Source organism: Lacticaseibacillus casei DSM 20011 = JCM 1134 = ATCC 393 (assembly GCF_000829055.1).
GTDB lineage: Bacteria > Bacillota > Bacilli > Lactobacillales > Lactobacillaceae > Lacticaseibacillus > Lacticaseibacillus casei.
This window is the reverse complement of the sequence record NZ_AP012544.1, coordinates 2,425,534-2,437,274: the sequence shown is the minus strand read 5'-3', so window position 1 is coordinate 2,437,274 and position 11,741 is coordinate 2,425,534. Positions and strand designations below refer to the sequence as shown.

Below are 11,741 nucleotides of genomic sequence, written 5' to 3'. Positions count from 1 at the left end.
CGGTGCACTTGGCAGCAAAAAGATTCAGATATTTTGTCTGAATTCAAACTTTGCTGTTACGCTGGCATGTATATTTAGAGGAGGATGCAACGTGAATCTCATTTTAATGGGACTTCCCGGTGCAGGGAAAGGCACGCAGGCAGAACGGATTGAGGATACTTATCCGATTGCACATATTTCTACTGGGGATATGTTTCGAGCTGCAATGGCTGCTGGCACGGCATTGGGTAAAGAAGCAAAGGGGTTTATTGATAAGGGACAGTTGGTACCGGATTCCGTGACCAACGGCATTGTCAAAGAACGTCTTGCTGAATCTGATACCGACGCCGGTTACATGCTTGACGGCTTTCCGCGCACCATTCAACAAGCAGAGGCACTCGAAACGATCACAGCTGATCTCAAGAAGCCGTTAGATGCTGTTATCAACATTGATGTTGCGCCTGCAAAATTGGTTGACCGTTTGTCTGGCCGGTTTATCTGCAAGACATGCGGAGCAACTTATCACAAAATCTACAACCCGCCAAAGGTTGCCGGCACTTGTGATCGTTGCGGCGGTCACGAATTTTTCCAACGTGAAGATGACAAGCCGGCAACGGTTAAGAATCGACTTAAAGTAAACATCGAGATGAACACGCCGCTATTGGACTTCTATAAGAAGAAGGGCCTGCTGCACACGGTTAATGGCGACCAGGACATCGATAAGGTGTTTGCCGATATCAAAGCGATTTTGGCGACTGTGGCAAAATAAGTGCTTGGACGATTGCACGCCCCTCATGACTGTTTTCAAAGTCGAAGAATTATGGTACAATATCGCGGTATGCGGTGAGTGCCAATCGGCCTCACCCTTTTCGCGCGTTAATAGAACCAATAATTTTTAGGAGGAAACACTTCGTGGCAAAAGACGATGTAATTGAGATCCAAGGCACCGTGACGGATACCTTACCCAACGCGATGTTCAAAGTCAAACTTGAAAACGGTGCGGAAATTCTCGCTCATGTTTCCGGTAAGATTCGGATGCACTATATTCGAATTCTCCCAGGGGACAAGGTAACGGTTGAATTATCACCATACGATTTGACCAAAGGCCGGATCACCTACCGTTTCAAGTAGTTGCCAACTCAAGGAGGCTAAATTCTCATGAAAGTACGTCCATCTGTTAAAAAGATGTGCGAGCACTGCAAAGTGGTCCGTCGTAAGGGTCGGGTCATGATTATCTGCTCTGCAAACCCAAAGCATAAACAGCGTCAGGGATAATACAAACTAAAACAATAGGAGGTGTCATTGTACATGGCTCGTATCGCAGGTGTCGACTTACCACGTGGTAAGCAAATCGTCATTGCCTTAACCTATATTTATGGTGTTGGCAAGACAACCGCTCAAAAGATTCTCAAGACTGCCGGTGTTCCGGAAGACGTTCGTCAAGATGACCTGACCCCAGAACAAGAAGACAAGATTCGTGCAGCTTTGGATTCATACAAAGTTGAAGGCGATCTCCGTCGTGAAGTGAACCTGAACATCAAACGTTTGATGGAAATCGGTTCATATCGCGGCATCCGTCATCGTCGTGGCTTGCCGGTTCGCGGGCAAAACACCAAAAACAATGCTCGCACCCGTAAAGGGAAGAAAGCAAGCATGGCAGGTAAGAAAAAATAATTAAAGGAGGTCATTGATCGATGGCAGGTAGAAAAACTACGCGGAAGCGCCGTGTCCGCAAGAACGTTGAATCTGGCGTGGCTCATATCCACTCAACTTTCAACAACACCTTAGTAATGATCACGGACCCTCGCGGCAATGCGATCGCTTGGTCCTCTGCTGGTGCACTCGGTTTTAAAGGTAGTCGTAAGTCAACGCCGTTTGCTGCGCAGATGGCAGCTGAAGCGGCTGCGAAAGAATCAATGGAACATGGCATGAAGTCGGTTGAAGTTGCGGTTAAGGGCCCTGGCTCTGGTCGTGAAGCTGCAATCCGTTCGCTTCAGGCAACAGGTCTTGAAGTTACTGCGATCCGTGATGTTACACCGGTTCCGCATAACGGTTCTCGTCCTCCAAAGCGTCGTCGTGTTTAATTGTTACCCTTCGACCGTTATGGCGGTCAGGCAGACAAATCTTCACTTCTCGTTTTGAAAGGGGTACAAACTAGATGATCGAATTCGAAAAGCCGAACATTACCAAAGTTGATGACAGCACCAACTATGGCAAGTTTGTGGTTGAACCGTTGGAACGCGGCTACGGTACTACGTTAGGTAACTCGTTGCGGCGGATCCTTCTTTCTTCATTGCCGGGCGCAGCTGTCAGCAGCATCCAGATTGACGGGGTACTTCATGAGTTCTCGACAATCGATGGTGTGCTGGAAGATGTCACCCAAATCATTTTGAATATCAAAAAATTGGCACTCAAGATGAATACCGATGAAGACAAGAACATCGAAATTGATGTCAACGGTCCGGCTAAGGTAACTGCTGCTGATATCGTCACTGATCCTGATGTTGAGGTCTTAAATCCTGAACAGTATATCTGTACTGTTGCAGACGGCGGGCACTTCCATGTACGTATGACTGTTAAAAAGGGTCGCGGGTATGTGGCAGCTGACCAGAACAAGTCTGATGACATGCCAATCGGTGTTTTGCCGATCGACTCGATTTTCACCCCGATCAGCCGGGTTAACTATCAAGTTGAAAGCACCCGTGTTGGCCGTCGGAATGATTTCGACAAGTTAACGCTGGATGTTTGGACTAATGGCTCAATCTCACCACGTGAAGCCATCAGTTTAGCAGCGAAGATCCTGACCGAACACCTGGATATTTTCGTCAATCTGACGGATGAGGCTAAAAACGCCGAGATTATGGTTGAAAAAGAAGAAACACACAAGGAAAAGATGCTTGAGATGACCATCGAAGAGCTTGACTTGTCGGTTCGTTCTTACAACTGTTTGAAGCGTGCCGGGATCAACACGGTCCAGGAGTTAACCAACAAAACAGAAGCCGATATGATGAAAGTGCGCAACTTAGGCCGCAAGTCACTTGAAGAAGTTAAAAACAAGTTGGCTGATCTTGGCTTAGGGTTGCGTAAAGAAGACTAAAATTTCGAAAAGGAGGCCAATCCATGAGTTACCGTAAATTAGGGCGGACCAGCTCACAGCGTAAAGCAATGTTGCGTGATCTGACAACTGATCTGCTGATCAATGAACGGATCGTCACAACCGAAGCCCGCGCTAAGGAAGTTCGTTCGACTGCTGAAAAAATGATCACTTTGGGCAAGCGTGGCGATTTACATGCACGCCGCCAAGCAGCAGCTTATGTCCGCAACGAAATTGCAAGTGTCGAGGAACAAGAAGACAGCGTTATTGTGAAGTCCGCTTTGCAAAAGTTGTTCAGTGACCTGGCACCAAAATACGCAGATCGCAATGGCGGTTACACCCGCATCTTGAAGACTGCGCCACGTCGCGGTGACGGTGCCCCAATGGTTATCATTGAGCTCGTCTAAACACAGTTAAAAACCGGCTGGCCCTTGAAGGTCAACCAACTTTGATCATTTGATCGATGGAGCGTTACGATGGTGGCAGGCCCAGTCCTGCTTAGTCTAGCTTGAGAGCACCGGGCAACCGGTGTCTCCATCATTAAATGATTTTTTTGTGTGAGCGCGAGCCAGCGCGGTCAGAAGCCGGAGTGTAAGTGGCCCCAGACCACAATGGCTGGGTTTTGGCCATTGTGGTCTGGGGTCCTTACATGCAGGCTTCTGCGCTGGCGAGCGCGTTATAGAAAGCGGAAGCTAAACCTTCACCAAGCCTTCAGTAGCACAAGTCTCAAAGAATAGGGTTTTGGCCATTTAGGCTTGAGGTCCTTACACGCAGATTTCTGCGACTGCGAGCGCGTTACAGAAAGCCAAACCTAAAATCCACACCTGCCGTCAATAGAACTTCCTACTGACCAAACAACCACACCCAAGTGGCAGTAAAAAGCAATCGCCCAGACCTGAAGCGATTCCTTTTTACCGCCACTTTTCTTATTGCCCGGTCGTCTGCGATCTGTCCATATTCAAGATGCAGGCAGTCAATAAAAAAGTCACTACCAATCCAGCACAGCCGTCATTTTTCCTGTATACTGCACAATATCGGAGGTGAATGGCATGCACAATTGGTTGAAACAACGCGCACGATGGCAGATCGGGTTACTAGTGGTCGGCTGTTGGCTGATACTGTCTTTAACCTTTGTTACTTTGCTAATCAGTGTGACTCCCACGGCTGGCATTACCGGCGGACCATTTGTTCCAAGTGTTTACCGCGCTGCCAATGGCGATGTGACCGTGACGTGGTTGGCCGAAGTGTGGATTTTTGCGATTGTTTGCGGCTACTTGACTGGCAGACAGTATCGCAAACGCCAACAGTCGCCACGTTTGATTAAAACTTTGATACCACTTTTTTCCATGTGGCTTATTTTGATTGCTCTAACCCAGTGGCATCCGCTGGCAACTCAAACATTTCCAAAGTCAACGGCGGGCTTTTTCTTAGTCGTGATGCTGAGCTTTTTATGCATTTTTCCAGCAGGAATCATGTCTGCCTACATAGGATTATTTCGAAAAGGAAGCCGGTGGATTTGGGCGGTCTTCTTTATCTTTTTGATGCAAATGCAGCGTCCGTATTTATGGATTGTGAATGGCAAAAGTCACGTCGGCATGACGTTGATGCATGGGGATCCAGTGAAATGGGAAGCTTGGATTTTGACGATACTTGCGTTGCTTTTTTTGCCTTTATGAGTACAGATCCTGAGGTAGTTAAGAAGGAATTTTAACCGACTACTTTCTGCCATACTTTTCATTGCGAAGGTCTATCTGCAAAGGTACTATTTGCAAGTGCTTATTCCCAACAACTCAGTAAAATATGGTATTATTGTTCGGTATACAAAGCGTAGGAAGAAGGGTCGTCGTGGGCAACGTCATTCGTGTTCAACACTTGAATTACACTTATCCCGAGGCAAAACATCAAGCACTGACGGATGTTTCTTTTGATGTGGCTAAGGGTGAATGGCTCGCCATTATCGGGCATAATGGCAGCGGCAAAAGTACGCTGGCGAAGAATCTGAATGGGTTGCTGGCGCCTGAGTCGGGTACGGTCGAAGTTGCCGGAATGACGCTCAGTGAAGAAACGGTCTGGGATATTCGCGCCAAAGTCGGCATTGTTTTCCAAAATCCCGATAATCAGTTTGTCGGTGCAACAGTGGCTGATGATGTCGCATTTGGTTTGGAAAATCGGGGTGTTCCCCGTGATGAAATGGTCAAACGCGTTGATGAGTCACTGAAACGGGTTGGTATGACGGCATTTGCCGATCGCGAGCCTGCGCGGTTGTCGGGTGGTCAAAAGCAGCGGGTCGCAATCGCCGGGATTATTGCCCAGCGGCCGGAGATTATCATTTTGGATGAATCAACGTCAATGCTGGATCCGGCTGGTCGCCAGGAAGTGTTAGGGGTCATTCGTGAGTTAAAAGACGAACTTAACCTGACTGTCTTGTCGATTACACATGATATTGACGAAGCCGCGGTTGCTCATCGGATTATTTTGCTTAACGATGGTAAAATCAACGAAATTGGAACGCCAAGCGACATCTTTGCCCATGGTACGGACTTGTTGCGCTTGGGATTGGACGTTCCGTATTCGGAAAAGCTGAAAGATGCCTTGATTCAGCGTGGGGTGGCAATGCCGAAAGCATATTTGGATAATGAAAGGTTGGTAGACTACCTGTGGACATTACATTCGACCATGTGAGCTTTACCTATCAGGCAGGTACACCTTTCGCCGGTGATGGCATTAAAGATGTTTCCGGCACGATTCATGATGGCAGTTATACCGCGATCATTGGCCATACAGGTTCTGGGAAGTCAACGATTCTCCAGCACTTAAATGCGTTGTTAAAGCCAACATCCGGTACGGTGACGATTGGTGACAAGGTGATCACCAACGAAACGAATAATAAAAATTTAAAACCATTGCGGCAAAAAGTCGGCATGGTGTTTCAGTTTGCCGAAAACCAGTTGTTTGAACAAACCGTTGCCAAAGACATTGCGTTTGGTCCGCAGAATTTCGGTGTAAGTGAACAGGATGCTTTGGCATTGGCTGACAAAATGGTCGCCATGGTTGGATTACCACATGATGTGCTAGAAAAGTCGCCTTTCGACTTATCTGGTGGGCAAATGCGGCGGGTTGCCATTGCCGGAGTATTGGCCATGCAGCCTGAAGTCTTGGTTCTGGATGAGCCCACAGCTGGATTGGATCCGGCCGGTCGCCACGAGATGATGACGATGTTTGAACGGTTGCATCGAGAACAAGGCCAAACCATCGTCCTTGTGACCCACCAAATGGACGACGTAGCTGATTATGCCGACACCGTATGGGTGATGGCAAAGGGACGCCTGATTAAAACGGGCACGCCGCGGGAAATCTTCAGTGATCCAGAATGGTTGAAAGCCAACCAGTTGGGACTACCTAAAACCGCCCAGATGGCGCAACAGTTGACAGCAAAGGGGTTCCATTTTGATCCGCAGCCGTTGACTGAGACCGAGCTGGCTGATCAGCTGTTACCGCAGATTGGGGGTGGCCAGCGTGGATAAGCTTCTGCTTGGCCGGTATATTCCGGGCCATTCATGGATTCATGAGTTGGATCCGCGGACTAAACTGATGGCGAGTTTCTATTATATTGGCATTGTTTTTCTCGCCAACAACTGGCAGACATATTTAATGATGTTTGTTGCCACCTTATTCATGATCTGGCTATCCGGTATTCGGATTGGCTTTTTCCTGCGTGGCGTGCGACCGTTGATTTGGCTGATTCTGTTTACCGTTGCCCTCCAGGTTCTGTTTGTGCGTGGCGGTACGGTTTACTGGCATTGGGGCTGGTTATGGATCACGAAGCTTGGGCTGATTAATGGTGCCTTTATTTTCGTTCGGTTTGTGTTGATCATTTTCATGTCGACCTTATTAACCTTGACCACGCAGCCATTGTCGTTGGCGGATGCGGTTGAAAGCTTGCTCAAACCATTACGCGTGATTCGGGTACCGGTCACCGAACTGGCACTGGTTTTGCAGATTGCCTTGCGTTTCGTCCCGACTTTAATGGATCAGACGACTAAAATTATGAATGCGCAGCGTGCGCGCGGCGTCGATTTCGGTGAAGGTAACATTTTCCAACAGATGAAAGCTGTCGTACCATTGCTGATTCCACTGTTTGTTTCCAGTTTTACCACTGCGGATGAGCTGGCCACGGCGATGGAAGCACGTGGCTATCAAGGCGGCGATGATCGCACGAAGTATCGAATCTTACGTTACCATCAGCGCGATTGGATTGCTGCAGGCGGGATGGCTGTTTTGACTGGGTTGTTGCTTTTGCTGCGGGCGTATTAGAAAGGAAACATGGTTTTTGACGCATTATAAAGTGACATTAGCTTACGATGGCACCAACTTTGCCGGCTATCAGGTTCAGCCAAAACAACGGACGGTTCAAGGCGTGTTGCAAAAAGCCTTGACCAAAATGACGAAGGGCCAGCCGGTGCATGTAGACGGATCGGGGCGTACCGATTCAGGCGTTCATGCTTTAGGTCAGGTGATTAGCTTTGATTACCCGGGAAATATTCCTGCCGAGTCAATGCTGCGGGCGATGAATTCATTGATGCCTTTAGATATCGAGATATTGAAGGCAGAAATTGTCGCCGCGGACTTTCATGCGCGCTACTCGGCTAAAGGCAAGCGTTACATGTATCGGGTTGCGCGCGGCTATTATACGAATCCGTTTAATCGGCTTTATACTGGCCACTATCCCTATAAGCTGGATGTTGCCCGAATTGAAGTTGCTCTGAAGGATCTCGTCGGTACACATGACTTTACGAGCTTCGCTGCCAGTGGCGGTGTGATTAAGGATAAGGTCCGGAAGATTTACGAGGCGACGGTTCGCGAAGATACGGCGACAAATGAACTCATTTTTGAGTTTTATGGCAATGGTTTCTTGTACAACATGGTACGGATATTGGTTGCCACGGCGCTTGAGATCGGCAACGGCCGACGTGAAGTCCATGACTTTCAACGGCTGTTTGAAGTTAAGGACCGGCAGCAGGCAAGAGGGACAGCGCCTGCTTCGGGATTGTACTTGAAGGAAGTTTATTATTAAGCTTAAAAAAGGCGATGACACAGTGTCACCGCCTTTTTTTGTTAAGCTTGATTTTTCAATTGCGTTTGATGAACTGTCTTCGCATTCAGAAGACATGCTTGCCGAACTTTTCCAAATTACCGTGTATAGTGGCGAATAATGGCGTTGAGCGTTTCGGCGGCACCATTTTTGCCGGTACCATCTTCATAATATTTGCTGAACCGTGGATCTGAGACGTACAGGGCGGCAAGGCTGCGATGGGCTTTTGGTGAATATTGTTTGGATGGCCAGGTAAGCTGCAAAAATTGTTTATGCAGCTTGAAGAGATGTTTGGCTTCTGGCGTGTTGAAGTCGGTTGTGCCGACAAGGGGTTTTAATTCATCTAGAATCTTTTGTTGCAATGCAGTGAGCTGTGCCACCTGTGCTTGCGACATTTTGCGGAATTTCTCGTTACTGGCGTTCACAATGTCCTCACCGTATTGTTCGCGGACTTCTTTGCCAAAAGTTTGTTCATTATCATTGATTGCCCGATTTTTAAAGGCTGCGAATTTCTCATCATCAGTCAAAGTTTCAACCCCCTTTTCTAAAGTTTGATCCAAGGTTTGCAGCAGTAAACTCGGTTGATCGCGTTTTGCCATGATCAGTTCGCGCTTACACCAAAAGAACCGCGGCCCGGGGCTGCGGTTCGCGGTTCATGATGTTCAGTTTTTGATTACTTCTTGAGAACCTTTTCTGCGAGTGCCTTGACTTCATCGTCGGACATGTCGAGGACTGGTTTCATTTCTTCCTCGGTCTTGATGGTGTCGCGGCTGTTCTTTTCCATGTAATAATCCCACAGCGCGTCACGAACAGGTGCTTCGCTGTCGCTCCAGTCAAATACCTTGTTCATTGGTTCATCGAGAAACAATGTCTTTTCAGGATCTACTGATGCCATAATGAATTACCTCCATGATTTAGACTCAATTTTGATACAGGTTCATTATAAGCCTTTTACCGGTTAATGATGCAAATTTTTAGCACTGTTTTTAATTGAGTGCTAAAAATTAAATAATTTTGACTAAATCGCGGTTTCCTGAATTTTTTCCAAGCTGGACTTAGGAAGGGCTCTGAGGTGGCCGTCGCGCATTTCATAAACGGTGTCGACGGGATCGAGTAATCGGGTGTCGTGAGTGATCATGATGACGCCACGGTCGGTATTGTGCGCAATATCGGCGAGTTGTTGTACGACTTGCAGCGCACGCTTGGTGTCTAGGCTGGCGGTCGGCTCATCGGCTAAGACAATAGGCGGATCATTGTAGAGCGCTCGAGCAATCGCCACCCGCTGGCGTTCGCCGCCGGAAAGAGCGGCTGGGTAGTTGTCAGCAAGGTCGGTGATGCCCAGCATGTCGAATAACTCGCTTTTCGACATTTTGTGCTGTTTATGGTGATTGAACCGATCGACTAACGCCAGCTGATCTTTGACAGTTAAAAAGGGAATCAGATTGCTGGCTTGCAGGATAAAACCGAATGTGTTGAAACGCAGGTCAGTTCGTTGATGCTCTGTAAAGTGTGTGGTGTCTTGATGATTGATGATGACCTTGCCGTCACTAGGACGCTGCAAATTACCGATAATGGTGAGCAGCGTGGTTTTTCCCGAGCCTGAAGGACCGATAATCGCGGAAAATTCACCGGCTTTCAAAACGAAATCGGTTGGTTGCAAGGCCGTGACTGCAGTGCGGCCGCTGCCGTATATTTTCGTTACTTGGGTTAATTCAACGAGATTGGTCATGCTATTCTCCTCCTCCGATGGCAGCTAATGGGTCGACTTTAATAATGCGGCGCAGCGAGAACAGGCCACCGACTAATGACATCACAATCAGAGCAGCGGCAATACTTGAGAAGAGTGCGGTGTTAGCATAGAACGGCATCGTTTTTGGCAAAATGAACTGAGTGAGTCCTAGCAATCCGGCGCCAATGCCAACCCCGATGACGGCAAGGATCAGAATTTGCCAGAACAACGCAGCGATAATAGATCGGGTACGAATACCTTGCGCTCGCATGACGCCGTACATCGAGATTTTTTGAATCGTCAAAATATACATAAAAATGCCGATAATCAGTAACATAATCCCGATCATAGCGCCAATCATCAGTGCAAAGGTGGATGTTTCGGCGGTATAGCCAGGGATGTTGTTGATCAAGGTCGCTCGATCAATTTGTTGGGTTTTGGCGGGAATTGTCTTAAACGGGCGACTACTGATGACGATTGAAACATTGGCCGCGTTGGCTTGGCCATACTTTAATTGGCGAAAAGTTGTCAAAGTTGTATAAAATACAGGTACAGTGTAGAAGCGGCGATCATGCGTGAACCCGACAATCCGGTACTTTTGGTCACTGCCATTGAGTGTGATGCGATCACCTTTGTGCAGACCTTCGTTGGTCACACTATCGTCGGCCAGAACCTCATGATTGTTTCTCGGCATGCGGCCACTGGTGACAGTCGGCTTCAACTTACCATCGAGGTTAATCCCAAAAACGTTGCTATTGACTTTCTTGTCTGTGCTGGTATTCTCGGCGACCACCGAAACCTGGCCGAGCACGGCGGTGTGCTTGTTAGCAACTTTGTCGACCTGCTGTTTGGTCAGGCTGGAGCTCAGCAGGTTTTTGTTAGCGTATTTGGACATCAACACATAATCACCAGGCAAGGCGTCAATCGCAGTGCGGTTGTTGCGTGCCAGTCCGGTTGCCAGCCCCGTCAAGAAGAAGACAAGGTAGGCAATGAGGACAAACGTGACGACAACTAAAAGATAGCGCGCCTTGTTGTGTAGAATTTCTTTAATGGCAAGAAACATTTCGATCACCTCCACTTGAATTTTGTAAAATCATTATAGCACTCGTTTATCAATTGATAAATAAAAAGGGCTTGGTAAAAATGAATCAACGAGAACAGCAAAAGAAGGCGACCATTGCACGCATTTTGGCCGCAGCGCAGACATTATTTATGACTAACGGCTATGCCAGCGTCACGACGCGGATGATTGCTGAAGCCAGCAACGTGCAGCAACCGTTGCTGTATCACTACTTCGGCACCAAAGAAAAACTGTACTTGGCAGTGGTGATGCAGGTGAGTGACAGCATGGCGGCCAAAATCGCATCGGCGCAAACCGGCAGTGGCAGTCTAGCCGCTAAGGTGAACCATTTAGGGCATGTTTTGACCGATGACAATGATATGAACCTGCAGATGGTGATTCACGATATCGCCAGCTTGAAGGCCAGCGCGCGCGGACGGGTTTTCAAGGCATGGCAGGACAGTCTGCTCGCGCCGTTAGATCGCTTTTTTGCGGGTTTTCAATCAGAATTACTGAAGGTGTATCAGCCTCGCGAAGTCACGTTATATTTTTTAAACGTTCTGGCTGTTTATTTGCGACCGTCTAATACTGCAGAAAACGGTGGCTTCCAACAACAACTGCCACTTGATCGGGCGTTGCAGATGTTTTGTACGGGTGTTAGCCGAACGGACGAAAAAAAGTGATGTGGGGACTTCTTTTGTTCATGAGATTAACGGCCTCAGTCCTCTTTTAAATAACAAACATTTTAATTTTTGTGATAAGCTTAGTATTAATTAAAGGTTGATCA

The 11,741-nt window shown here is 47.8% G+C and carries 16 protein-coding genes and 1 pseudogene; 13 read left to right on the top strand and 4 right to left on the bottom strand.

The features are described from left to right. Positions 1–91: 91 nt before the first annotated feature. The 12 genes from LBCZ_RS11735 (at position 92) to truA (ending at position 8,147) form a co-directional block, all read left to right on the top strand. Entirely contained in the window at positions 92–748 is a 657-nt protein-coding gene (locus LBCZ_RS11735) for an adenylate kinase (RefSeq protein WP_010492594.1), read from the top strand. Positions 749–891: 143 nt separating this feature from the next. Next, positions 892–1,110, top strand: a complete 219-nt coding sequence (gene infA / locus LBCZ_RS11730; protein WP_003567521.1) for a translation initiation factor IF-1 — start codon at positions 892–894, stop codon at positions 1,108–1,110. Between the two features lie 27 nt (positions 1,111–1,137). Beyond that, positions 1,138–1,254, top strand: a complete 117-nt coding sequence (rpmJ, locus tag LBCZ_RS15045; RefSeq protein ID WP_003567518.1) for a 50S ribosomal protein L36 — start codon at positions 1,138–1,140, stop codon at positions 1,252–1,254. A gap of 33 nt (positions 1,255–1,287) precedes the next feature. Further along, a complete protein-coding gene (gene rpsM / locus LBCZ_RS11725; protein WP_039639965.1) occupies positions 1,288–1,653 on the top strand; it encodes a 30S ribosomal protein S13 in 366 nt (121 codons plus the stop codon). Positions 1,654–1,673: 20 nt separating this feature from the next. After that, the gene (rpsK, locus tag LBCZ_RS11720; protein WP_003567514.1) at positions 1,674–2,063 is read left to right on the top strand and encodes a 30S ribosomal protein S11; all 390 of its coding nucleotides are present in this window, start codon (positions 1,674–1,676) and stop codon (positions 2,061–2,063) included. Between the two features lie 74 nt (positions 2,064–2,137). After that, positions 2,138–3,076, top strand: a complete 939-nt coding sequence (locus LBCZ_RS11715) for a DNA-directed RNA polymerase subunit alpha (protein WP_025012543.1) — start codon at positions 2,138–2,140, stop codon at positions 3,074–3,076. Between the two features lie 23 nt (positions 3,077–3,099). After that, positions 3,100–3,480, top strand: coding sequence for a 50S ribosomal protein L17 (gene rplQ, locus LBCZ_RS11710; RefSeq protein WP_010492577.1), 381 nt, complete (start codon positions 3,100–3,102; stop codon positions 3,478–3,480). Positions 3,481–4,122: 642 nt separating this feature from the next. Continuing rightward, a complete protein-coding gene (locus LBCZ_RS15940; protein ID WP_070098476.1) occupies positions 4,123–4,749 on the top strand; it encodes a hypothetical protein in 627 nt (208 codons plus the stop codon). A 169-nt stretch (positions 4,750–4,918) separates the two neighbouring features. After that, positions 4,919–5,755, top strand: a complete 837-nt coding sequence (locus tag LBCZ_RS11700; RefSeq protein WP_025012544.1) for an energy-coupling factor ABC transporter ATP-binding protein — start codon at positions 4,919–4,921, stop codon at positions 5,753–5,755. Beyond that, on the top strand, positions 5,731–6,597 hold the full coding sequence (locus tag LBCZ_RS11695; RefSeq protein WP_010492570.1) for an energy-coupling factor ABC transporter ATP-binding protein: 867 nt from the start codon (positions 5,731–5,733) through the stop codon (positions 6,595–6,597). The genes LBCZ_RS11700 and LBCZ_RS11695 overlap by 25 nt, the downstream gene beginning before the upstream one ends. Beyond that, on the top strand, positions 6,590–7,387 hold the full coding sequence (locus tag LBCZ_RS11690; protein ID WP_010492569.1) for an energy-coupling factor transporter transmembrane component T family protein: 798 nt from the start codon (positions 6,590–6,592) through the stop codon (positions 7,385–7,387). The genes LBCZ_RS11695 and LBCZ_RS11690 overlap by 8 nt, the downstream gene beginning before the upstream one ends. A 16-nt stretch (positions 7,388–7,403) precedes the next feature. Next, a complete protein-coding gene (gene truA / locus LBCZ_RS11685; RefSeq protein ID WP_025012545.1) occupies positions 7,404–8,147 on the top strand; it encodes a tRNA pseudouridine(38-40) synthase TruA in 744 nt (247 codons plus the stop codon). Positions 8,148–8,263: 116 nt separating this feature from the next. On the opposite strand, the pseudogene LBCZ_RS11680 reads toward truA, so the two are convergent. The 4 genes and pseudogenes from LBCZ_RS11680 to LBCZ_RS11665 all read right to left on the bottom strand — a co-directional run. Next, positions 8,264–8,779, bottom strand: a pseudogene (locus LBCZ_RS11680) (TipAS antibiotic-recognition domain-containing protein); the annotation flags it as partial. A 59-nt stretch (positions 8,780–8,838) separates the two neighbouring features. Next, a complete protein-coding gene (locus LBCZ_RS11675; protein ID WP_003567496.1) occupies positions 8,839–9,060 on the bottom strand; it encodes a P8 family protein in 222 nt (73 codons plus the stop codon). A gap of 123 nt (positions 9,061–9,183) precedes the next feature. Next, positions 9,184–9,894, bottom strand: coding sequence for an ABC transporter ATP-binding protein (locus LBCZ_RS11670; protein ID WP_025012546.1), 711 nt, complete (start codon positions 9,892–9,894; stop codon positions 9,184–9,186). Position 9,895: 1 nt separating this feature from the next. Continuing rightward, positions 9,896–10,957, bottom strand: coding sequence for an ABC transporter permease (locus tag LBCZ_RS11665; RefSeq protein ID WP_025012547.1), 1,062 nt, complete (start codon positions 10,955–10,957; stop codon positions 9,896–9,898). Positions 10,958–11,037: 80 nt separating this feature from the next. Between LBCZ_RS11665 and LBCZ_RS11660 the strand changes: the two genes are divergently transcribed. Further along, positions 11,038–11,637: a TetR/AcrR family transcriptional regulator gene (locus LBCZ_RS11660; protein WP_025012548.1), complete on the top strand. Its 600-nt coding sequence runs from the start codon at positions 11,038–11,040 to the stop codon at positions 11,635–11,637. Positions 11,638–11,741 lie beyond the last annotated feature (104 nt).